The 23315-nt window shown below is 38.7% G+C and carries 18 protein-coding genes and 1 pseudogene; 9 read left to right on the forward strand and 10 right to left on the reverse strand.

What is annotated here, in order from left to right; genetic code table 11:
- Positions 1–117: pseudogene (locus FTV32_RS07505) on the forward strand (transposase); the annotation flags it as partial.
- A 151-nt stretch (positions 118–268) separates the two neighbouring features.
- On the opposite strand, the gene FTV32_RS07510 reads toward FTV32_RS07505, so the two are convergent.
- Together FTV32_RS07510 and FTV32_RS07515 are read right to left on the reverse strand one after the other, a co-directional pair.
- Positions 269–634 carry a hypothetical protein gene (locus tag FTV32_RS07510; protein WP_180028327.1) on the reverse strand — a complete coding sequence of 122 codons (366 nt, stop codon included), beginning with the start codon at positions 632–634 and terminating at the stop codon, positions 269–271.
- A 126-nt stretch (positions 635–760) separates the two neighbouring features.
- The gene (locus tag FTV32_RS07515) at positions 761–1027 is read right to left on the reverse strand and encodes a hypothetical protein (RefSeq protein ID WP_035265382.1); all 267 of its coding nucleotides are present in this window, start codon (positions 1025–1027) and stop codon (positions 761–763) included.
- A 192-nt stretch (positions 1028–1219) separates the two neighbouring features.
- On the opposite strand from FTV32_RS07515, the gene dusA reads away from it, so the two are divergent.
- Positions 1220–2230: a tRNA dihydrouridine(20/20a) synthase DusA gene (dusA, locus tag FTV32_RS07520; RefSeq protein WP_035265303.1), complete on the forward strand. Its 1011-nt coding sequence runs from the start codon at positions 1220–1222 to the stop codon at positions 2228–2230.
- A gap of 56 nt (positions 2231–2286) precedes the next feature.
- Here dusA and FTV32_RS07525 read toward each other — a convergent pair whose 3' ends face one another.
- From FTV32_RS07525 to FTV32_RS07555, 7 genes are all read right to left on the reverse strand, one after another.
- Complete coding sequence (locus FTV32_RS07525) at positions 2287–3060, reverse strand: ThiF family adenylyltransferase (protein ID WP_180028328.1); 774 nt, start codon at positions 3058–3060, stop codon at positions 2287–2289.
- Positions 3061–3127: 67 nt separating this feature from the next.
- Positions 3128–3961, reverse strand: a complete 834-nt coding sequence (locus tag FTV32_RS07530) for a TatD family hydrolase (protein ID WP_373683323.1) — start codon at positions 3959–3961, stop codon at positions 3128–3130.
- Between the two features lie 7 nt (positions 3962–3968).
- Positions 3969–4916: an RsiV family protein gene (locus FTV32_RS07535; protein WP_180028330.1), complete on the reverse strand. Its 948-nt coding sequence runs from the start codon at positions 4914–4916 to the stop codon at positions 3969–3971.
- Between the two features lie 130 nt (positions 4917–5046).
- On the reverse strand, positions 5047–5871 hold the full coding sequence (locus FTV32_RS07540) for a hypothetical protein (RefSeq protein WP_180028331.1): 825 nt from the start codon (positions 5869–5871) through the stop codon (positions 5047–5049).
- Between the two features lie 83 nt (positions 5872–5954).
- Positions 5955–7547, reverse strand: a complete 1593-nt coding sequence (locus tag FTV32_RS07545) for a peptide chain release factor 3 (RefSeq protein WP_035265298.1) — start codon at positions 7545–7547, stop codon at positions 5955–5957.
- A gap of 120 nt (positions 7548–7667) precedes the next feature.
- Positions 7668–9734 (reverse strand): bifunctional diguanylate cyclase/phosphodiesterase, encoded by a 2067-nt coding sequence (locus FTV32_RS07550; RefSeq protein WP_035265296.1) that lies wholly within the window; start codon positions 9732–9734, stop codon positions 7668–7670.
- Between the two features lie 215 nt (positions 9735–9949).
- Positions 9950–12133, reverse strand: coding sequence for a carboxy terminal-processing peptidase (locus tag FTV32_RS07555; RefSeq protein WP_180028332.1), 2184 nt, complete (start codon positions 12131–12133; stop codon positions 9950–9952).
- Positions 12134–12329: 196 nt separating this feature from the next.
- On the opposite strand from FTV32_RS07555, the gene nagZ reads away from it, so the two are divergent.
- Complete coding sequence (nagZ, locus tag FTV32_RS07560) at positions 12330–13349, forward strand: beta-N-acetylhexosaminidase (protein WP_035265292.1); 1020 nt, start codon at positions 12330–12332, stop codon at positions 13347–13349.
- 70 nt (positions 13350–13419) lie between these two features.
- Positions 13420–14265 carry a class I SAM-dependent methyltransferase gene (locus FTV32_RS07565; RefSeq protein WP_035265290.1) on the forward strand — a complete coding sequence of 282 codons (846 nt, stop codon included), beginning with the start codon at positions 13420–13422 and terminating at the stop codon, positions 14263–14265.
- A gap of 63 nt (positions 14266–14328) precedes the next feature.
- Here FTV32_RS07565 and FTV32_RS07570 read toward each other — a convergent pair whose 3' ends face one another.
- On the reverse strand, positions 14329–15651 hold the full coding sequence (locus tag FTV32_RS07570; RefSeq protein ID WP_035265288.1) for an alpha/beta fold hydrolase: 1323 nt from the start codon (positions 15649–15651) through the stop codon (positions 14329–14331).
- Positions 15652–15938: 287 nt separating this feature from the next.
- Between FTV32_RS07570 and FTV32_RS07575 the strand changes: the two genes are divergently transcribed.
- From FTV32_RS07575 to FTV32_RS07595, 5 genes are all read left to right on the forward strand, one after another.
- Complete coding sequence (locus FTV32_RS07575) at positions 15939–17204, forward strand: glutamate-5-semialdehyde dehydrogenase (RefSeq protein ID WP_035265287.1); 1266 nt, start codon at positions 15939–15941, stop codon at positions 17202–17204.
- 384 nt (positions 17205–17588) lie between these two features.
- On the forward strand, positions 17589–18812 hold the full coding sequence (locus FTV32_RS07580) for an acetate/propionate family kinase (RefSeq protein WP_035265285.1): 1224 nt from the start codon (positions 17589–17591) through the stop codon (positions 18810–18812).
- Positions 18813–18868: 56 nt separating this feature from the next.
- Complete coding sequence (gene pta / locus FTV32_RS07585; RefSeq protein ID WP_180028333.1) at positions 18869–21010, forward strand: phosphate acetyltransferase; 2142 nt, start codon at positions 18869–18871, stop codon at positions 21008–21010.
- 138 nt (positions 21011–21148) lie between these two features.
- A complete protein-coding gene (locus FTV32_RS07590; RefSeq protein ID WP_180028334.1) occupies positions 21149–21745 on the forward strand; it encodes a phosphatase PAP2 family protein in 597 nt (198 codons plus the stop codon).
- A 131-nt stretch (positions 21746–21876) separates the two neighbouring features.
- Complete coding sequence (locus tag FTV32_RS07595; protein ID WP_180028335.1) at positions 21877–23256, forward strand: LLM class flavin-dependent oxidoreductase; 1380 nt, start codon at positions 21877–21879, stop codon at positions 23254–23256.
- Positions 23257–23315: the final 59 nt, after the last annotated feature.

Genomic DNA, 23315 nt, shown 5'->3' on the forward strand with positions numbered 1-23315 from the left:
TGGAAGCAGATGAAATATTATTGGCGAGATTTTCAAGTCATGACAGCTGATAAAATAGAGCAATGGGTGGAGAGAGTATCAAACCAATTCGGAAAAGAATACATGTTTACTTTTTAATGACAGCTTAATAACCAAGAGGCTTTGTTGCAAACAATAATTCATAACCGCCTGATTCAAATCAATTAAAATAAAAAATTATATTTCCTATAATAAAGATTTATTCATATAAAAAGATTTATATAAAAAAAGCCAAAGCTTCTGATAATATTTAAATTAATATTGAAAATATCCAACCGCCTATAACATTGATATAAGAAAAAAAATACCATCTAATTTTAAGTAGAATTAATTTAAATAAAAAACTAAATATCCAAAAAAATGTATTTAAAGCAAAACATATACAAAAATAAGTGAGAATTAATGTTAGTTCCCCAAAAAATGAATTCTGATAGTGATCAAACAACAATTCAATACTGAGTACAAATGGAAGCGAGCCAATTACAATATTCCAGTTCAATATCTTTTCTCTTTTCTCTTTTAATTGCCAACCAAAGAGAGTCAATGTAGCCTGAAAAATAAAAAAATAAGCCAAAATGAGTAAAAAGTCTCCTGGGTTTTTAAAACCACTCATCATTTTGAAAACCCACATTTGGCTTCATAGCCCATATCCACACATCCTTCATCTATTAGATAAAGCAGTGTATTAAACTTCCTCAAAGTCTGGCTAAATATACCGTCCAGTTTAATACATGACGCCACATCACTTTGACCAATAAGTATTAAACATCTCTTTGATACCATCATCATCTTCCATATATTCCTCAGGTGATATTTTTAAAGCTACACCACTCAAATAAATTATTGCTTTCCATAGAAGCTTCTCTTCAGTAGGAAGATCAAAAAACAATTCATTATGGTCAAGCGCATTCATCCTTATTCTTGCCCACTCTTCAGCTTCCTCTCGACTGATTTTATGGGTCAATAAGCCGCTGAATACTTGTTGTACATCTGATAAAAATATTTTCATATCACCATTTCCCAGTATATTACCCATTCTTATCAAATAAATAATGTGTTTTAGTTCCATTATTAAATTCTGGGCGTATCTGTCTAATATTACCTGAATTATCAAGTGTTTCATGCCCCTCCTCAATGAACCATTTTTTAAATTATGGTAAGATGCCGAGCTTTTCACGATTTATTCAATCTAGGTTTCACCATGTCTGATATCCAATCCTTACAGCCTCGAATTTCCGTCGCCCCAATGATGGATTGGACGACCCGTGATTACCGCTTTTTTGCACGTCTATTCAATCCAAATATCATCATGTACACCGAGATGGTGACCACAGGCGCAATTTTATTTGGCGATGCAGCACGTCATTTAGATTACAGCAAAGAAGAACACCCTATTGTGTTACAGCTTGGTGGATCAAATCCTAAAGACCTCGCAACCTGTTCTAAAATGGCTCAAGATTGGGGCTATGATGAAATCAATTTAAATGTTGGTTGCCCTAGTGATCGTGTTCAAAACAATAAAATTGGTGCTTGCCTCATGGCTGAGCCTGAGCTGGTTGCTGAATGTATTGCTGAAATGCAAAATGCAGTTGATATCCCCGTCACGGTAAAACACCGAATCGGCATCGATGATATGCAATCTTATGAGGAGATGCTGCATTTTGTCGATACCGTTGCAAAAACGGGATGTCAAAATTTTATCGTGCATGCACGCATTGCTTTACTACAAGGTTTGTCACCGAAAGAAAATCGGGACATTCCACCTTTACGTTATGAAGATGTCTATCGCTTAAAGCAAGATCGCCCAGAACTATTGATCGAAATCAACGGTGGGATCAAAACATTTGCTGAAACTCAACAACACTTACAACATGTGGATGGTGTCATGATTGGTCGCGAGGCTTATCACAATCCTTATCTACTGGCTGAACTAGGACAATTATGGAATTTGTCAGCACCTGATCGTTTTGAGATCATGCAGGAAATGATGCCATATATTGCAAAACGTTTAGCTGATGGTGCACCACTTTCAGTCATTACACGTCATATTTTAGGCTTATTTCAAAACCTTCCTGGTGCACGAAAATGGCGACAAGCCCTGAGTGGGGGTAACGCGAAAACATTAAAAGATATTGAAAATGCCTTAATCGGTATGCAACAAGCCATTCAAAGACATGCTGAACAAGAAAGCTTAAAAATCAATGCTGAATAAACAAATATCATCAGTAAAAAAGGTCTCTTGATAGAGACCTTTTTTGATAATCACTTTTAGGCTTGTTTTGCTTGAATCGAATCTAATCGTTTTAACACTTCAGCCGCAGCTACCATTGCAAAACTTGATGTCACCACCACGGCTGAACCATAGCCCCCACATCTTAACCCAGCACTCGCACAAACATCAGCATTCGAAAAAGGATTATCCACCGAATAAATACAGGTGATACCGAACTTCTCTTTCGGCTTTTTACAGATACCTTTTGAGCGTAACTGACTTCTTAATTTTGCCAGCATCGGGTCGTATTCTGTTTTTGACAAATCTGCGACCCGAATTTTGAGTGGATCTAACTTACCACCAGCACCACCAGATACAATCAAGGGGACTTTATTGAAACGGCAATGTAGCATCAATGCGAGTTTTGCTTTGACATCATCAATGCAATCCAACACAACATCTGGATTTGAACTCAAAATCTCTGTTACATTTTCAGGCGTTAGATAATCATCAACTAAATTGATTTTTATACGTGGATTGATTTGGCGACAACGCTCTGACATCACTTCAATTTTTTCATGACCTAATGTTGATGTCATCGCAGGTAACTGACGATTAATATTCGATGCTGCAACAGAATCCATATCCACTAGTGTGAGCTCGCCCAAACCTGTTCTAGCCAAAGCTTCGACAGCCCAAGAGCCAACACCGCCAATACCGATCACCATGACATGACTGTTTTCATAATGCTGAAAATTTTCTTCGCCATAAATTTTGGCTACACCGGTAAAACGGCGTTCATATTCATCATCATGAACTAAGTCAGTCATATTGCTCTAACACTATTTGGAAAAGGCGTATTTTAGCAAAACTTCAGAGGAATAGAGAGTTTTGAACTCACGACAATTTCAGTTCATTTTTTAGGTTGAGTGCAGACACACTATTCTCCCAAACACGTTGCGCAATGTCTTCAACTCTTGTATTTAAACTATGTGCCAAACCTTCTAAAACATAAATTAAATTTTGTGGTGTATTACGGGTACGGTGTTCAATTGAAACTTGACAACATAATGGCGTCATATCAGGACAGTCTGTTTCAATGACCAGATGTTCAATACCAACATACTGAACTGTTTGGTGTAATTTTTTAGCATTGGGATTGGTAATCTGTCCCGTGACCCCTAACTTAAATCCAAGTTGAATAAATGCCTTTGCTTCTTCTACCCCTCCACTAAATGCGTGGGCGATACCACCGTGAACAAATTGCTTTGCTTTTAACAGCCTTAATGCTTCAGCATGAGATTTTCGAATATGTAACAGTACAGGAAGCTTAAATTGTTGAGCCAAATCGAGTTGTTGCACAAAAAAATCCTGTTGCTTAGCGAAAACTTCTGACTGCTTATGTTGCTTGAGAAAAGTATCTAAACCAATTTCACCAACGGCGATGCATTGTTGTACTTCAAGAATTTTTTTTAAATCGTCTAGATGATGAGGCTGATGTTGTTCGATATAAAAAGGATGTAGACCAGGAGCGAGATAACTCCTCGGTGCCTGATCTAAACCATTTAACCAATGGTGTGTTTCAATCAATGTATTAAAGCGTTGGTGTTTAAACCCAATCAGTACAAGGGCATCCACTCCCTTCTGTTTAGCCTGATACGCAAGTTGCTCACGATCGAAGTCAAAATCTTCTACATCAAAGTGCGTATGCGTATCAAACAAACGTGGCATGGACATGTTATTTTGCTTCACCTGCAGCTTGAGGTACAGCAACTTGAACCGAAGGATGAACAGCCTCCAGCATTTCAGGTTTAATCACACCCTGTAGCTTTTCATAAGGAATCGTAAGTCTTGGCAAACCCACCACATAAGGACCAATTTCATATTCACCGTATTGAAGAATTAAACCCTTCTTACCCAAATAATAATTATCAGTGAGTTTAAATTTCCAAGCCTCTTCATACTCTTCAACGTTATCTGCTAACTGCGAATCTATGACCCATTTTTTAAATTCATCATGGGCCAATTGATTTAATTTATTCTTTTGGTCTTTCACTAAAATTTGATCTAGTGACACTTGTTTCTGCTGTTTCAAATCAAAATTAAAGTAAGTTTGTGAAGAAGAACCATGTGCACCTCCTAAATAGTTACTCGTATTCAATACGACGGTTGCAAGTGGTCCTTGTGAATTTAAAATTTTAGGACTAATACTCAAACTAATTTGATGTCCAACCCCCAAGTGCTTTAACTCTTTATCTAAACCCACAAAGTTATCAATATAGGGCTGAATCTGCTCTGCAAGTAACTGCGCTGCAGTTTTATATTCAACAACTTCACTTACGGCTTGAGTATCTTTGTCTTTAGGCAGCGTCTGCTCAGGTTCGAACAACTCTAGCGTTTCTTGTAAATTTTTGATAATCGCTTGATCAATTAAGCCATCTAACACAAATTGATTCGTTCTCAATCGATCAATTGAAATTTCTGGACAATTGTTACCATCACATTCTACCAACCGAACAGGCACTTTTTCAGTTTCACCCTGAAGCACGAGTATCTGAACTTCCGATGCTGCTTGAGTTTGAGTGTCAGGTGACTCTTTAGGCCCGTCCCCTTTTGGCTGACATGCGCTCAGCGTAATTGCGGCAGTAAGTACAGATACAGTCCAAACTATTTTATTTTTTAACATCTCACAACCTTGAGGAGAAACGGTCATTTATCATTGATTTAAGCCTAACCCGATGAAATTGATAGCTCAAGCTTCGTTTGTATGGGTTTAACTGCAATTGTATATGCTACATTACAATATTTGTAATATTTCAAAACATCTTTTGAAAGATCTGCGGTACAACCACCTGCTTGGTTTGAGCATGATTCAAATAGATATCCAATTGCTCACCACCTTTGACAATTTCGTTCGCACGAATATGAACACCAATCCCTTCACCATCAAAGAACCATTCCTGATTTTGCCAGCTGAGATTCACTGGAGCGATACTTCTCACTTCACCACTCTGGGCCTTTAACCATTTTTGATAGGACACTTGAAGTATTCTTTCAAAATCATTTATTTGGTTCTTTTGAATCACATCCTGCAACTGTAAAACTTTTTTCTGCTTTCGATCCAATACCATAAAGTAACCACGATCTTTAACGATCACTTCAGCTTGTTTTGTGTTAACAATGAATTGGATCAACACATATTGATTTCGTTGGGTGGCGACTTGCGTCAGTATATCCAACTCATAAGGCTGATTCAGTGAAAACTCCTTCATCCATGATTCAGATCGACTTATATAGGTTTCGATGGATTGATCCAAACTCAATTTTTCTTTTTCATTGATTTGATCTTGAATCACAAAAGCCAAATGGTTGTTAAGTTGTTGATTGACCCACTGATCTGCTGTTTTTAGACTTAAAATTTCAATTTTTTCGCAGACCGATTTTGTACAATTTTCGCTCTTTATTTCAACTTGAAACGCGTCATCATTTAAGTAAGGTAACACATCAGCGTTTTTAACTTGGGCAGACTGCCCTGACTTTTGTGTCGTAGACTTTGGTTGTTTTTCACAAGATGCCACCCCAATGACTAAGGTAGCAAGAAGAATACGCAATCGTTTTTTTTGTAAATTTAGAGTAATCACAAGAATCAACCAAAATTAAAGCATTGGTTATTCTGATACAAAAACAGCTTCACGAGGAAGCTGTTTTACATTTTCAAGCAAAATTAATGTTCACGTGTATTACGGAAAACAATATCAGGATAACGCTCTTGCATTAATTGTAAATTGACACGGCTAGGTGCTAAGTACGTTAAATGCCCACCACCATCAACTGAAAGTTGGTCATGTGCTTTTTTCTTAAATTCATTAAATTTTTTCTCATCTGGACATGAAACCCAACGAACTGTATTAATGCTCACAGGCTCGTAAATACAATCCACTTTGTATTCTTCTTTTAAACGATAAGCTACAACTTCAAATTGAAGAACACCCACAGCACCTACAATAAGATCATTACTGTTTTGTGGCATAAATACCTGAGTTGCACCTTCCTCTGAAAGCTCTTTTAAACCTTTTTGGAGTTGCTTCGATTTCAAAGGATCTTTTAAACGAACACGGCGGAACATTTCAGGAGCGAAGTGAGGAATACCTGTGAATTGCAAGTTTTCACCCGAAGTGAAAGTATCGCCGATTTGAATCGTACCATGGTTATGTAAACCAATAATGTCACCTGGCCATGCCTCTTCTAGATGCTGACGATCACCCGCCAAGAACGTTAATGCATCTGAAATACGCACATCTTTCCCAATACGCACATGCTTCATTTTCAAGCCTTTTTCATATTTGCCTGAGCAGATACGCATGAAAGCAATACGATCGCGGTGTTTAGGGTCCATATTGGCTTGAATTTTAAAGACAAAACCAGAGAAACCCTCTTCAGTCGCTTCAACTTTACGGTCTTGGGTAGGATGTGCTTTTGGTGGTGGTGCATATTCACTAAATGCATTTAAGACATGGTCTACACCAAAGTTACCCAACGCTGTACCAAACAATACTGGAGTTTGACGCCCTGCTAAGAATTCTTCACGATCAAGCGGTTCATTTGCCATTTGAACTAATTCTAGTGACTCTTCAAATGCAGCCCAAGCTAATTCACCGACTTTTTCACGAAGGTCAGCATGGTCATAACCGTCACGAATTTCGATATCTGTAATGGTTGAACCAAAACCTGCTTTATAGACATAGAATTTTTCTTCGATCAGATTAAAAACACCCGCGAAGTCACGGCCTGTGCCTAAAGGCCAAGTTAAAGGTACGCATTTAATTTTCAGGACGTTTTCAATTTCGTCGAGGAGCTCGAGTGGCTCGCGAATTTCACGGTCCATTTTGTTAACGAAAGAAATAATCGGTGTGTCACGCATACGACACACATCCATCAATTTAATCGTACGATCTTCGACACCTTTCGCACCATCAATCACCATCAATGCTGAGTCTACGGCTGTAAGGGTACGATATGTATCTTCAGAGAAATCTTCATGCCCCGGTGTATCGAGCAGGTTGATCATTTTGTCTTTATAAGGGAACTGCATCACAGAGGTCGTGATTGAGATACCACGCTCTTTTTCCATTTCCATCCAATCTGATGTCGCAGCACGGTCAGATTTACGGCTTTTTACCATACCTGCAACTTGGATCGCTTGCCCCCACAACAATAACTTTTCCGTCATTGTGGTTTTACCCGCATCGGGGTGGGAAATAATGGCAAATGTACGTCGCTGAGCAACTTGCTCCGCTAACTCTTGCTTAAAGCTCATGAATAACACCTACTGCAGACATGCAGTTTAGAAGATCAAAAAAGATCAAAATAAAAATTGGCGATATTGTAGCAGATCAATACCGAATGTGAATGTGATGAATCAGAAACTGACCAGAAGTTAATAGTTCTTAAATGTGCTTTCTAAACGATCCACAGGTAATGGCATACCCAATAAATAGCCTTGTAATTGCTGACAACCTAAACGTTTTAAGATATCGGCTTGTTTTTGAGTTTCAACGCCTTCAGCTGTCACCACCAAACCTAAACGTTTAGCCAATACAATAATACTTTCTAAGATAATTTCATCTTTAGTATTGGGTGAAAGATTTCGAATAAATTCACGGTCAATTTTAAGCTCATCTACCGGGAGATTCTTTAAATATAAGAAGCTAGAATGACCAGTTCCAAAATCATCAATCGCAAGCCCAATCCCCAAATTACGTAGGCTCTCAAAAGTACGAATACTGACATCGATATGATGCATTGCTGTCGATTCAGTAATCTCAATAATTAAATGGGCTGGATCGATCTGGTATTGCGTGATTAAACATCTTAATGTATCTACCAGCGCTTTATGTTCAAATTGTACAGCTGATAAATTTACAGCGATCGGACAGAAAGGCAATTTCTTTTTTTGCCAAGCTTGAATCTGTATACACGCTTGTTCAAGAGCCCAGTAGCCCATTTTAATAATAAGACCTGTTTGCTCCGCACCCTCAATAAACATATTTGGTGCTAGAAGTCCTAGACTTGGATGCTTCCAACGAATTAAAGCTTCAACGCCACAAATTTTAAAATCTGCTGTGAATTTCGGCTGATAAAATAAAATGAATTGTTGTTCTTCAACAGCACGATACAAATCATTAATAAGTTTTGATTGGCTACGTGCGATTTCTTGTTGATCTAATGAATAGTTAAACACACTGTAAGTATTGCGACCTTGCTCTTTGGACATCAGCATTGCAGCATCAGCATTCACCAACAAATCATGTAAATCAGCACCATGATCTGGATAATAGACCACACCTAAACTTGCTGAGATATTGATTTCCTTCCCAGAAATCACAAAGCCTTCTTGGATTTTACTCAATACTAGATTGGCAACTTGATCAATTTGGTCTGTAGAAAAGTCTTCAACAACCAATAAAAACTCATCACCACCAATACGAATTAATTTTTGGTTTTTTTCGAGTAATGCATGAAGTCGATGTGCTAAATTCACTAAAAGCTGATCACCAATATGATGTCCAAAAGCATCATTTACTGCCTTGAAACGATCTAAATCAATATAAATGAATGCAACTTTATGATCTTTAGATTGGTGTAGTGAAAATAATGAAGTGGTGTAATCAAGCAAAAAAAGTCGATTTGGAAGTTTGGTCAAATTATCTTGAAGGGCAAGGCTTTCCAATTCCTTATTCATTTTGATTAATTGTTGATTTCGCTCTTCAAGTCGTAATTCTAAAATAGCGACAAAAAAACTGACCACTAAAACCAAGCAGGTGACAAATATAATGACAAAAAGTAATAAACCTTGACCTTCATGGAGTTGATTCAATGCTGCATATTTGGCATCCACGGGTTGGAAAGTCGCAGCCGCCATACCAATATAATGCATTCCCACAATACTAAAAGCGATCATGAATGCCACGGCAAGCTTGAAAGCCAATTTATTGTGATAGGTACGCTTATATTTAAACATCAGCCAGAATGACAATCCTGAACCACATACAGCAATCAGTACAGAAAAAATCACCAAAATGGTGTCATAACGAATAATGTAGTTGGGAACGATCAATCCCGCCATTCCAGTATAGTGCATACCTGAAATACCGAAACCCATCAGAAGTGCACCCAAAACCAATCTAGCCAAAGGAAGTGTAGATCTAGTCGTGAGCCATATGGCAAAAATTGAAGCGAGAGCTGCGATCACATAAGAGAATAGCGTTAAACCTATATCGAAACTATGATCTTCGGGTAAATGACAAGCCAGCATTCCAACAAAATGCATGACCCAAATCGCAAGACCAAATATCATGCCACTTACACCGAGCAGCACTTTTTGACCAACTGGGTTTTTGTGGGTACTAATGAGTTGTTCAAATGAAATAGCAATAAAGCAGACGATCACTGCCGCCACAGCAGAACCCGCCACCATTGCATAATCGTAACTCATATGAATCATATAGAGACTTATCCGTACCTGAACCTGTTTTTATTTTATTTAAACCCCAAAAGTACAGTAAATAAATGTAAGAAGGTTCAACTTTTTAATGAGCATTTGTCGCCTACAACAATATCACCATCTCATTGAACGTCAAGTTGTTTTTCGGCGATATCCATAAAAAATGGCGTATCGAAATACGCCATTTTTTAAGTAAAACTTAACAATAAATATTTTTATTTTTGCAAGGCAATGTAATCGAGCAAGATATGAGCTGATTCAGTGACAAATGCCTCTTCTTCAGGTAAAGGTGGGCGTTGATTAGTTTTCATCTTAGCACGCGATTCAGCCAAAGCTTCCATCGATGCCTGATAACTTTCCCAATTTGGATAAGCAGTTTTACCCATTGCTATACGGCGTTTATTTTCTTCTGCCAACGTTTCTTTTTCCAAAGCGATGAGTTCAGCTTTACGTTGATCGATATCCAACACGATTTGTTTATTCTCTTTAGCTTTCTGCGAAATCGCTTTACGCGCTTCTAAATACTTAAATTGAATATCATTCGCAACACGCTGTATTGAATGAGCAGCTAATTTTGGTACAAAGGCTTGCACTTCTCCCTCACGTTTGAAAGGAGCTGTAGGGATGGTATCCCACTCTAAAGCATTCTTAGCTTTACGCTCCCCAAACTCTTCATCGTAGATATCAACCAATTGAATATCAGGCACAACCCCTTTATTTTGTGTGCTTCCACCAGTAACACGGTAAAACTTTCGTTGCGTCAATGTCGCTTGACCATACGCTAAGCTGTCCAATTGAACTTGAGCTGTACCCTTACCTGTCGTAGTACTTCCAATCACAATCCCACGACCATAATCCTGCACAGCAGCTGAATAGATTTCACTTGCTGATGCAGAAGCCAGATTCACCATGACAGCCAATGGACCTGCGTAGGTTTGAGCGCCTCCATCACGATCTTCGAAGACACTGACGTTACCATTCCCATCCCGAATTTGAACCACTGGACCAGATTTAATCACTTGCCCAATCATTTTTGCCACTTCTTCGAGTGAACCGCCAGGGTTATTACGAAGATCAACGATAATGCCATCGACATTTTGCGCAGCTAAACTTTTCAATGCATTATTGGTATCTTCAGATACTGAACGATAGCTTTCACCAGCACGACGGGCACGGTAGTTGTAATAGAACGATGGAATTTCGACTACTCCAACTTTATGTTTCTTGCCATCACGTACAATTTCAACTGTTCTTGAACGTACACCCGCATCCTCTTCTTGAATCACATCACGTACGATAGTTACGGTACGTGCCTGACTCATAGATGCTCCAGGTCCGAGCAATTTAATGGTGACTTTAGTCCCACGCTTACCTCGGATCAATCCAACGATTTCAGAACTGGTCCATCCAATGACGTCGACCATTTTGTCACCGTCTTGCGCGACACCAATAATACGATCACCAGACTTGACCTGTCCCGTCTTAAACGCAGGACCACCATCTACGATCGTCTCGATACGCGTATAGTCTTCATTCCCGCGTTCTGGACGGATCGACACACCAATCCCCTCAAGCTGCAATGTGGTCTGACGATTTAACTCAATCGCATCGATTGGTGGGAAATAATTACTGTGCGGGTCATAAGTCGCTAACATAGCATTGAGCGTTTTTTCTAAAACGTCATCGCTTTTTGTACGCTTCATACGTTCTAATTGACGCATATAGCGCTTGGTCAAAGTCTGAACTGGCGTTAAATCTTCAGCTGAAGTGAGATCTTGCCCTGCTGCTAAAGAAGGATCATCTTTCAACGCTTTTTGCTTAGCCAAATCTTCTTCTTTAGCAATCGTTAAATTGATTAACTGAGACACCAGCATTTTGCGCCATTGATTTTCTTGCTCAGCTTTATTTTTGAAAAATGGAGCCTTTTCACGATCAGACTCGATAAACACATTAGGTTGATTTAGGTTTTGCGGTTTTTTTAACTCCGCCAACATAAACTCATAGAATGACTTTAAACGATCACGATATTGAGCGTGAATGGCATAAGGTCCTTCAAGGTTACCCGCTTTGAGCGCGGCTCCAAAAGTTGGTCCGTATTTTTTCTTATAGTTTGCCACTTCATCTGCCAAGAAAAGGCTATGGTCAGGATCAAGACTATCAATATACATATCAAAAATACGTTGTGAGGTCGTAGCATCTAAACGCATATTTAAATAGTGCTGACGATCCACCAAAGTTGCTAATTGTCTTGAAACTAAAGCTTGTTCTTGTGTGGGCTTTATATTCTGAACCTGTTGAACCGCTGGTTCATTCGCTGCGATCGCAACATTAATTGTATGACCAAAAAATAAACCACCAGTGGCAATGGCTACCGCGCAAGCGATTGTTTGAAGTTTCATAACGAATTTGTCTTTCCTTGGATAAACCAAATTTACACTATTGTTTTCAGATAGAAATATTAATATTCAAAACCTTAAACAACTTTTTTATTTCTGCCGTATAGTTTTATCATAATCTGTACGGAGAAAATGTAGCAAATCATTGCAAAATTCGGGTATTGTTTTCTCTTTTAAAATTAGAATCACGGATTCCACTATGATTGGCGCATTGATGCTTGATATTGAGGGCACAACACTTAATCAAGAAGATATTCAACTCCTACAATCTCCACAAGTTGGTGGAGTCATTTTGTTTGGAAGAAATATTGAATCACCTCAACAAGTTCGCGCCTTAACGGATCATATGCGCCAAGTTCGTCCCGATATTTTAATTGCAGTCGATCAAGAAGGCGGACGCGTACAACGTTTAAAACAAGGCTTCACTCTCCTTCCTGCCATGGGACGTTTCGGTGAGCTCTATTTAAGTCAGCCAGAACGATCAATTGAATTGGCTGAACAATGCGGTTGGCTCATGGCTACCGAAGTTCTTGCAGTCGGGATCGATTTCAGCTTTGCACCTGTATTAGACCTTAACGACATCAGCGATGTTATTGGTGACCGTGCTTTTGCTAAAAATATCTCAGATATCATCCCTTTAGCCCAAGCCTTTATGCAAGGTATGAAACGCGCTGGTATGGCAACCACGGGGAAACACTTCCCTGGCCATGGCTCGGTTAAAGCAGATTCACATATTGCGGCAGCTGTGGATACACGAAGTTATGCTGAAATTGAAGCTCAAGATATGCAAAGCTTTATTCAACTCCAACCTCAACTTGACGCACTCATGCCAGCACATGTGATTTATGAAAAAGTAGATCCAAATCCTGCTGGTTTTTCTCAGTATTGGGTTCAAAAAGTACTTCGTGAAACACTTCAGTTTGACGGTGTCCTGTTTTCTGATGACTTAAGTATGCAAGCAGCTTGTGTTGCAGGTGGTGCAGATGCTCGCATCAAAGCCGCGCTTGAAGCTGGCTGTGATATGGGCTTAGTCTGCAATAATCGGGAATCTGCATGTGTCGCGCTCAGTGCCATAGAGAGTTATCCATTGCCGAACCAAGAACGCTTAGAGCGTATGCGCGGTAAGATTCAAGAGATTCGCATTGGTGAACAACTTGACTTAGGCAACGAATGGAAATCTGTCAAAAAGGTCATTGAAGATTTTAGACAATCATTTTAATAATACAGGGAGCATTCTAATGCTCCCTTTATCTTGACCAATCCAATAATAATCATAGCCAAGGATGTGTATGTCTCAATCAAAACAATCAAAGCACCGTCATATTTCGTTTACTGCTCACTACACTGGCTATATTTGGTACCAAATGGGTATCTCTCACGAAGCATTTGCGACTTCGAAAGGTAAAGCGTTGGTGCAATTCGCTCACCCTTTTGAAAGTATGGCTGAGAAGTTTATCGGTGGAAGTATGCGTTCAACCCTGAAGACACGACATACATTATTAGACGATCACTTAAAATTATTAATCAAACAATATCCAAACCTGCAAATTTTAGAAATTGCAGCGGGACTTTCACCTCGTGGTTGGTGGTTTAGATCCCATTATCCCGAAATAGATTATCGCGAATTAGATTTACCAGACATGGCTACCACAAAACAATCCGCTTTGAATAAAATCGATCCCGAAAGCCCTAAAGTTTTATCAGCAGACTTATTCACGGATGATTTCAAAACAGCTTTTGACGAATTCGACCCAACACGACCGCTAGTGATTATCAGTGAAGGATTAATCAATTATTTTAATCAAGATTTACTCAAACAATTGCTGAATTCGATTGTGCGTTTTGGTCAACCATTCCAAACGCTTCATTATTTAACTGACCTTTATCCCGAGCCTGTGCAACATAAACTGGCTAACTTAATTTGGTCGAGCAGCAAATTACTCAAATACGCTTCAAGAAGTGCATTTACCTTCCACTTTAAAGACCCTTTAGAGGTACAGCACTTTTTTAAACTGTCAGGTTTTACTGAAGTTGAAGTCATTCAACCTCAACTGTATTTTGAAAAAAAGAATCAAAATATGGATACAGATCAGCATCTTGGTGATCTAGTATGGATGATTCATGCAATAAAATAATGATTCGTTCGTAGCAATATTACGAAGTATCTATTTTTTGATTCAAATGAATTCAATGACAGCCTAATCCACGCTGTCATTGTGTTTATGGGTATCTATAAATTGAAGTAAGCGATCAGCTACTTCAAAATAACCATGCTTGAATAATGCTCTTACTTCATTTCCAATAAAATCGAACATTAAACATTCGACAGCAAAATGTCCTTGCTCATCCTCAAATTCAATTGCAAAACTTCGAGCATTTGCCTGTAATACTTCAACTTGAGATGGGTCATCCAAAAAGAATGATACACCAAAGTAATTCAGGTCTTTAATTTCAACTTCAAAACGTTGTGCATTTGTTTGATGAATTAAAACAGAATGTGCATTTTTAAGGGCAAATCGAACTTCTCCTCTACGATCCAAAGATTGCATTTGGTCTTTATCTAAATAAATGATCCCATCTAGATTATGAATCGATTCGCCTTTTAAGAAACTGGTAAAAAGATTCATGGTTTCTTTTCGGCGTTGCAGTTGAGGCACATGATCCGCATTTGCAATCATTGCAAACTCAACATCAGGACATTGCAAGGCAAAATTCGCATTCTCAAATGGCAAAGTAAAACTATCGAATTGACCACATGCTACCAATGTTTTACACATCGGTATTGGAACATGGGAAAGACGCAATAAACGATTACAGTTGATTTCATATCGCTCACGCTCAGCGATATCAAACTCAGACATCTGCTTATAAAAAAGTCGTTTAGCTGTTGGAGACATACGCGTTTGATCTAATTTTGCATGATTCACCAAGTACAAAATGACAGCCTGACCAAACTCATCCATACGTTGCTCTTGCATCAATATTAATGACTCTTCAAGCAACATACGCCAGCTTTTACGCGTCTTCTGCATGACGCCCATCAGAATCAATCGATCTACCAGTTCTGGGCGATAATGAGCAAAACAGGAAGCAACCACAGAGCCTAATGACATCCCCATGACAGAGACTTTCTTAATCTCCACCAAATCCAACCATTGACCTAACATTTTTGAAAGCTCTGGTAGCTCTAGAGTACCAGCAGAAATTCCAGTATCACGATTGTGGATTTGTTGATTTGAACCTAAAGATGGTAAGTCGATTAAAATAACAGGTCCTTTCTCGAAGAGCTGTTCAACGCAATATTTATATGAATTAAAATTTTGAAATGCGCCTCCGACAATCAGCGTTGGCGTCTGGTACAGTGTTTCTGGCGATGCGATCGCCATATATTCAATTTTCCAGCCATCAATCCATGTGGTTCGTGGCGGCTCTTTAAAACTATTTTTATGGTACAGATCAAAAAAATGAGTGCTGTCTTCAGCTGAATAATCTTCAAGCTCCATTTTTATCATGGAATTCATTCCCTTATCTCCATTTGGCTTTATTGTTTTGTTTTCACAGCCGTTAATTTGATCATACTCTCAATTCGTTATGATTATGCAACATAATTAACATTCATTTCATTTTATACAGATGCATGAAATCTGCGCAATGCAAGAATTCACCTTTTATCTTTTTTAACTGCCGTTAGGTTCTAAAAATAGTTACAAGTTTTATCAACTTAGCTTTTTTCGCTGATAAACATAGATTGTTGTCATCTGCGCTGCTACTATTTGAATGAGATTTTAAAATGATCAGTTAAACTGCTATGCAAGACTCCATCGAACAGTACATGCAAGTCGTCGGTCAGAATGCGCGTGAAGCTTCACGCTTTTTGGCTGGCTCTTCGACTTTTGAACGAAATAATGCTTTGACGGCAATCCATACCGCTTTGGAAGACCATCAAGCTCAAATTCTAGCTGCGAATAAACTAGACATGACTCGTGGTCATGAAAACAATTTAGACAGCGCATTACTCGATCGTTTGGAACTTACACCCACACGCTTCAGTGGAATGTTACAAGGTCTTAAAGATGTCATCAGTTTAATTGATCCCATTGGTGAAATTACTGACCTAGCTTATCGCCCGTCTGGTATTCAGCTTGGAAAAATGCGAGTGCCTTTAGGTGTCGTAGGTATGATTTATGAATCACGTCCTAACGTCACTCTAGAAGCAGCCTCTTTAGCGATTAAGTCTGGCAATGCCATCATTCTTCGCGGTGGTTCAGAGGCATTAGAGTCAAACAAAGCCATTGCTACCGCAATTCAAAAAGGTTTAGAGCAAGCTGGTGTACCAGTTAACGCAGTCCAAGTTGTCAATACAGCAGATCGTGCTGCAGTTGGGCAATTGATTACCCTCTCTGAGTATGTTGACGTTATTGTTCCACGTGGTGGCAAAGGCTTAATTGAACGTATTACACGTGAAGCGACTATTCCTGTAATCAAACATCTTGATGGTAACTGTCACGTCTTCGTTGAGGCCCAAGCAGATCTACAAAAAGCATTGCCAATTGCGTTAAATGCAAAAACTCATCGCTATGGCGTATGTAATGCCATGGAAACGCTGCTGGTTGATGAAAAAGTTGCTGATGACTTTCTGCCTCGCATTGCTGAACTTTATGCTGAAAAACAAGTTGAGTTGCGTGGTTGCTTGAAAGTCAAAGCAATTTTAGGTGAACAGATTAAAACTGCGACCGAAGAAGACTGGTATGAGGAATATCTAGGACCTATTTTAGCGGTTAAAGTGGTCAGTGGCGTTGAAGAAGCAATTTTGCATATCAATAAATACGGATCGCATCACACTGATTCGATTATTACTGAAAACTTTAGCACGGCCCGAAAATTCCTTACTCGCGTCGATTCAAGTTCGGTCATGGTTAATGCCTCTACTCGTTTTGCTGATGGTTTTGAATATGGTTTAGGTGCTGAAATCGGCATTTCAACAGATAAAATTCATGCCAGAGGTCCAGTCGGATTAGAAGGACTCACCTCACAAAAATGGATTGTTTTAGGCGATGGCCAAATCCGTCAATAAATCTAACTTAAAAAAACAAAGCCCTTTGAGTAAAGGGCTTTGTTTTTGAGTGATTCAACTCTTCATAACGAAATAAAAAACGTATAAATTAAATCAATTACAAACCAGAAGTGGTATATAAAAAATACAATACATGCTATGTTTTACGCATACAATTTAATTAAAACATAACCATCATTTATTTAATAAATGAATAAAGAAAGACTATAAATTTTAATTATTATCGCCTTAGTGGTCGATAGTGCTTAAGTCTAATCACCTAAAGTCTATCTAGGACAATAAAAAAACGCATGATACAAATGCTTCACGATCAAGAAATAACATTTTTTGTTCATTTGGAAGAAAACAAACGAAATATTAAAATTGCCAGTAAAGGAACACACCATGCCTCATTCAGTTCTTATCATCAATTGCGGTTCTTCTTCGATCAAGTTTGCATTATTACTTAAAGATCAAGATTTCCGAATTCACGGTCTTGCTGAAAACTTAGGTACGCCAGAAGCGCGCATCAAAGGCGTGACTGTAGGCAACGAACCAGTTGATATTCGTATTCCAAATGCAGACCATAAAGAAGCACTTGAAGTTGGATTATCTCGCTTAGCGAATCACAAGCCTGATGCCATTGGTCATCGTATTGTACATGGTGGTTCTTTAACTCAAGCAGAGTTAATCACCGATGAAATTATTGAAAAAATCCGTGAAGCAACACCTTTAGCTCCATTACATAATCCTGCACATCTCGTTGGGATCGAAGCGACTAAACGTTTGTTCCCAGACTTACCGCAGGTTGCAGTGTTTGATACAGCGTTCCATCAAACAATGCCAGCGCATGCCTATCGTTATGCGGTACCAAAATTTTTATACACTGAACATAATGTTCGCCGCTATGGATTCCACGGTACGAGCCATGCCTATGTATCAGATCGTGGTTCTGAGCTTGCTGGTAGTTTCCGTGAAGGTGGTTGGCTCACCGCTCATTTAGGCAATGGTAGTTCTACTTGTGCAATTTGGAATGGTAAAAGTGTTGATACCTCTATGGGATTAACGCCACTCGAAGGTTTAGTGATGGGTACCCGTAGTGGTGATGTAGACCCAAGTTTACATAATTTTTTAGCCAAAAACCTAGGATGGGACATTTACAAAATTGACAGAATGCTCAATAGCCAATCTGGTTTATTAGGACTTTCAAACCTGTCAAACGATATGCGAACACTTATCGAAGCTTCAGAAGAAGGCAATGAAGATGCTGCACTTGCTATTGAAGTATTCTGCTATCGTCTTGCTAAATCATTAGCAGCACTTAGCTGTGGTTTACCTCGTCTTGATGGCTTATTCTTCACAGGTGGTATTGGTGAAAACTCAGCATTTATTCGTGAAAAAACATTATCTTATTTGCCACATTTTGGTTTTAACTTTAGTAAAGAAAAAAATGACCAATTAGCTCGCGGTACAGAAGGTCGCATTGATAATGGTACTGGTCCGCAAATTTGGGTCATTCCTACAGATGAAGAAGGACGTATTGCACAAGAAACAGAACATGTGGTGAATCAAATCGGAGATGTGAATTCATCTGAAAAAAAGTCTGAACTTGAAACCACGACTGCTTAAGTAGTCGCCCACGCAGACATATTTATTTTTTATTTTTAGATATAGATTTTGATGATATGAAAACAATTGTACTTGTTCCAACTGGTGAAGGTGTAGGTCTGACATCAGCGTGTTTAGGCTTAATTTATGCACTTGAGTGTCAAGGTGTAAAAGCTGGTTTTGTGAAGCCATTTTCACAAGAAGTACATGCTGAAAATTTCGATCGCACCACAGCGTTATTCCGCCATGTTTCTCAGAACGAAACAGTTGAACCAATCTCATATCAAAATGTAGTTCAGCAATTAAATGCTGGTGAAAGTGATGAGTTATTAGAAGAAGCTGTTCGTCTACATCGTCAAATTGCTAAAAAACATGATCTTATTATTGTGGAAGGGTTAGTTCCAAACAGTCGTGATAGTTTTGCATCTGAACTGAATGCTCAACTTGCTCAAGCACTAGATGCGAAAGTCATCATTGTGAGCAATGCTGATATCAAACAACCAGCCTATACAGCAGAAAAAGTAGAAACCCAATTACGTAATTTTGGTGGAGCAAACAGCAACCGAACAGCTGGTGTGCTGTTCATGCGAACCAAAGGTCTGTCCGAGGAGTCTGCACAGATTCCAGTGACCATTGATCCAAGTCTGCGTCTGACACAAGAGACTCAACAATTTGTTGGGGAAATTCAAAAAACACATCCACTGATTGGTTCCAAACAACTTCCTGTTATTGCATTAGTACCATTTAGTAATACTTTAAGTGTGCCGCGAATGTCTGATATCGCGCAACATATTCAAGCAGAATGGATTAACTTAGGTGAGGCTGCACAACGACGTGTTCTGCATAGTAGCCTGATCGCTTCAAATATCGAGCGCGAACTGCACAAATTCACGGCAGGAGAACTGATTATTAGCGCATCAGATCGTATTGATGTCTTACTTGCAAGTAGTTTAGCAAGCAGCAATGGTATTCCTCTTGCAGGTTTAGTACTGACTGAACATTATGCGCCTAATCAACAAGTACTGGCTTTCTGCCAAGCTGCGATAAAACAGGGCTTACCTATTTTACACACACCACTGAGTACATTTGAAACAGCGACTCAATTGGCTAATTTAAGCAATGAAATTCCTGTAGATGATACTGCTCGCGCTGAACAAGTCACTCGATTTGTATCTAGCCATATTGATGCGGATTGGGTAACGCAGTTGCTGAATGGCTCATACCAACCACGACTTTCTCCATCTGCATTCCGTCATGAGTTGGTACAAAAATCAATTGCAGCGAAGAAAAGAATTGTTCTTCCTGAAGGTGATGAACCTCGTACGATTCAAGCAGCCGCGATCTGCCAATCACGTGGTATTGCTCACTGTATCTTACTGGCAAAACCAGAAGCAGTTTTAGATGTAGCCAAAGCTCGAGGGATTGAATTACCTGATGATTTAGAAATTATTGATCCAGATCTCATCCGGGACAACTATGTTGCACCAATGGTTGAGTTGCGTAAAGGCAAGTTAAATGAACTGCAAGCGAAAGAACAGTTACAAGATACAGTGGTTCTTGGAACCATGATGCTAGCACTAGATCAAGTGGATGGATTAGTTTCAGGTGCAGTTCATACCACAGCCAATACAGTTCGCCCTGCATTTCAGTTGATTAAAACGGCACCTGATTACTCTTTAGTTTCGTCTGTTTTCTTTATGTTATTACCAGATGAAGTGTATGTTTATGGTGACTGTGCAATCAATCCAGATCCTAATGCAGAGCAACTTGCTGAAATCGCGATTCAATCTGCCGACTCAGCCAAAGCGTTTGGTATTGATCCACGTATTGCCATGATTTCATATTCAACAGGAACATCTGGCACAGGTGCTGATGTTGAAAAAGTTGCTGAAGCAACACGCATCGCAAAACAACGTCGTCCAGATTTATTGATTGATGGCCCCCTTCAATATGATGCTGCATCTGTCGAAAGTGTGGGACGTTCTAAGGCTCCTGACTCTCAAGTGGCTGGACGCGCCAATGTCTTTATTTTCCCAGATCTTAATACAGGTAATACCACCTATAAAGCTGTTCAGCGCTCTGCAAACGTTGTAAGTGTTGGACCAATGTTGCAAGGTTTAAATAAGCCGGTCAACGACTTATCTCGAGGAGCTTTGGTCGATGACATTGTTTTCACTATTGCACTCACCGCTATTCAAGCAGATCAACAATCTGCTTAATTAAATTAGATGCCTTTTTGTGATGATTAAAAAGGCATCTTCAAAACGTTTCTATGGTACACATAAAATGACAAATTAACCGTACGTTTCAAGTAATATTTTGATAAAGATAGTTCATCTCATTCTTAATCTTCATTCATGACCCTACAACAATTTAATTATTTTCTATTCGATGTACTCAACGTTTCTCCTGACTCATCAACAGGATTAATTCGATTTGCATTTTTTATTGCACATGATCTGTTTTATTTTGTGATCTGTTTTTTCTTTATTGGATGGTTCTTAGTCAGTAAAAATACGAAAGAAACTCTGCTTAGAATATTCTTTGTGACTATTTTAGCATTCGCTACAAGTCAGCTAATTTCTCACTTTATTTATAGCCCTCGCCCCTTTGCCATCCCCATAGGAATGACGCTACTTGAACACAAAGCAAATGGATCATTTCCTAGCGATCATATGTTATTTTTCAGCTCTGTAGCTTTTGGTTTTTTATTTTCTCGATGTTTTAAACTTGCCGCAATTTTTTTTGTATTTGCATTAAGTGTCGCATGGTCGCGTATTTATCTTGGCGTTCACTTCCCTCTTGATATGATCGGTGCATTTTATCTTGCTTTTATCATCAACTTTTTTGGGATTTATATTTGGAAAAAATTTGGATCTCAAATATTTTTATTTATCTATGATATTTATCAACGTATTTTTAAGCATTGGATTAATATTGGTTTAATTCGTTGAGATTAATTTTTATACATAAACTATTCATTAAATCATAAATATTTTTATTATAAAAAGATTTCTAAATTAATTATTTTTTTTAAAAAACAATCACATTAAGGTAGATGTATTCATAATGAGAGCATCAATCCATGTCGAAAAAACTTCATCTTGCTGGTTTCACCATGGCTTCACATGTCACGCATAGTCATTCTGCGTGGCGACATCCTGAAAGTCGAATTGATTTTACACGAGCCTCCTACTATCACGAAATTGCCAAGACATTAGAAAGGGGGAAATTTGATTTTGTCTTTTTTGCAGACATGCTTGCTTTTCCAGAACGATTTGGGAATTCAATTGAAGCATCGATTCAAAAAGGCGTTCAATTTACAGCAAGCCTCGACCCTCTTCACGTTGCAACAAGTATTGCCGCTGTTACAAAATATCTAGGGGTTGCTGTCACTAAATCAGTCACACATTTTAGTCCATTTGACATCGCTCGTGCGTTCGGAACGATTGATCATTTATCAAATGGTAGAATAGGCTGGAATATTGTTACTTCATTAAATGAAGCTGAGAGCAAAAATTTTGGACACTTAGATATTTTAGACCGATCCTTACGTTACGACCGTGCTGAGGAATTTGTTGACCTCGCTTTGAAACTTTGGAACAGTTGGGAAGCAGATGCAATACTTGCAGACAAAGAATCTGGTACATTTGCAGACCCTAACAAGATCAATATTACAGGGCATAAAACTAGCAACTTCAATGTGCAAGGTCCGCTTTCTGTTCCTAGATCTCCACAACGTCGCCCAGTATTTTTCCAAGCTGGGGCATCAGATCGTGGTCGTGATTTTGCTGCAAAATGGGGAGAAGCGATCTTTGAAATTGATCCAACCAGTGAAGGTCGTAAAGCATTTTATCAAGATCTGAAACGTCGAGCGATCTCCCATGGTCGTAATCCTGATCAAATTAAGATTTTTCCTGCATTCATTCCATTTATCGGCGAAACTAAAGAAGCAGCACTAGCTCAGCAAAAATTTCACAATGAAAAGGCTGACCCAATTTCTGGTTTAATTACTTTGTCAGCTCATACTGATCATGATTTTTCTCAATATCATTTAGATGAAGGTATCTCCAACATTGAGGTACCAGGTTCGCAAGGCTTGTTCAACCTCGCTAAACGGCTTTCTGATAAAGATAATCTAACCATTCGTGATATAGGTCAACTTTACGCTCAAGGTGTTTTACTTCCTCAACTGATTGGAACTGCGGAACAAATAGCGGATCAGATTGAAGAAATTTTCCATAGTGAAGAAGCCGATGGCTTCTTGATTTCACCATCTTACACACCAGGTACTTTTATAGATTTTGTTGATCATGTTGTACCTATTTTACAACAGCGTGGTTTACATAAAACGGAGTACGAAGGTGAAACATTAAGAGAAAACCTAGGATTGAAAGATGCACCATATAGACCAACGGCAAAAAATAATTCAGATTTTCAGCAACATAAGCAAGATGTAGCTTGACTTCGAAATCTTAAAAAATTGAAGAATTTTAAAAATAAAATTTATTTCCAAACAGGATT

This window comes from Acinetobacter sp. YH16032 (genome assembly GCF_013417345.1).
Classification (GTDB): Bacteria; Pseudomonadota; Gammaproteobacteria; order Pseudomonadales; family Moraxellaceae; genus Acinetobacter.

What these genes read in the sequence shown, in the direction of transcription:
- FTV32_RS07555 (WP_180028332.1), bottom strand. Translation starts at nt 12,133, where the DNA reads ATGAAACTTCAAACAATCGCTTGCGCGGTAGCCATTGCCACTGGTGGT.
- FTV32_RS07530 (WP_373683323.1), bottom strand. Translation starts at nt 3,961, where the DNA reads ATGCCACGTTTGTTTGATACGCATACGCACTTTGATGTAGAAGATTTT.
- dusA (WP_035265303.1), top strand. Translation starts at nt 1,220, where the DNA reads ATGTCTGATATCCAATCCTTACAGCCTCGAATTTCCGTCGCCCCAATG.
- FTV32_RS07545 (WP_035265298.1), bottom strand. Translation starts at nt 7,547, where the DNA reads ATGAGCTTTAAGCAAGAGTTAGCGGAGCAAGTTGCTCAGCGACGTACA.
- FTV32_RS07575 (WP_035265287.1), top strand. Translation starts at nt 15,939, where the DNA reads ATGCAAGACTCCATCGAACAGTACATGCAAGTCGTCGGTCAGAATGCG.
- pta (WP_180028333.1), top strand. Translation starts at nt 18,869, where the DNA reads ATGAAAACAATTGTACTTGTTCCAACTGGTGAAGGTGTAGGTCTGACA.
- FTV32_RS07515 (WP_035265382.1), bottom strand. Translation starts at nt 1,027, where the DNA reads ATGAAAATATTTTTATCAGATGTACAACAAGTATTCAGCGGCTTATTG.
- FTV32_RS07570 (WP_035265288.1), bottom strand. Translation starts at nt 15,651, where the DNA reads ATGAATTCCATGATAAAAATGGAGCTTGAAGATTATTCAGCTGAAGAC.
- FTV32_RS07595 (WP_180028335.1), top strand. Translation starts at nt 21,877, where the DNA reads ATGTCGAAAAAACTTCATCTTGCTGGTTTCACCATGGCTTCACATGTC.
- FTV32_RS07510 (WP_180028327.1), bottom strand. Translation starts at nt 634, where the DNA reads ATGATGAGTGGTTTTAAAAACCCAGGAGACTTTTTACTCATTTTGGCT.
- FTV32_RS07535 (WP_180028330.1), bottom strand. Translation starts at nt 4,916, where the DNA reads ATGTTAAAAAATAAAATAGTTTGGACTGTATCTGTACTTACTGCCGCA.
- FTV32_RS07580 (WP_035265285.1), top strand. Translation starts at nt 17,589, where the DNA reads ATGCCTCATTCAGTTCTTATCATCAATTGCGGTTCTTCTTCGATCAAG.
- FTV32_RS07550 (WP_035265296.1), bottom strand. Translation starts at nt 9,734, where the DNA reads ATGATTCATATGAGTTACGATTATGCAATGGTGGCGGGTTCTGCTGTG.
- nagZ (WP_035265292.1), top strand. Translation starts at nt 12,330, where the DNA reads ATGATTGGCGCATTGATGCTTGATATTGAGGGCACAACACTTAATCAA.
- FTV32_RS07565 (WP_035265290.1), top strand. Translation starts at nt 13,420, where the DNA reads ATGTCTCAATCAAAACAATCAAAGCACCGTCATATTTCGTTTACTGCT.
- FTV32_RS07590 (WP_180028334.1), top strand. Translation starts at nt 21,149, where the DNA reads ATGACCCTACAACAATTTAATTATTTTCTATTCGATGTACTCAACGTT.
- FTV32_RS07525 (WP_180028328.1), bottom strand. Translation starts at nt 3,060, where the DNA reads ATGACTGACTTAGTTCATGATGATGAATATGAACGCCGTTTTACCGGT.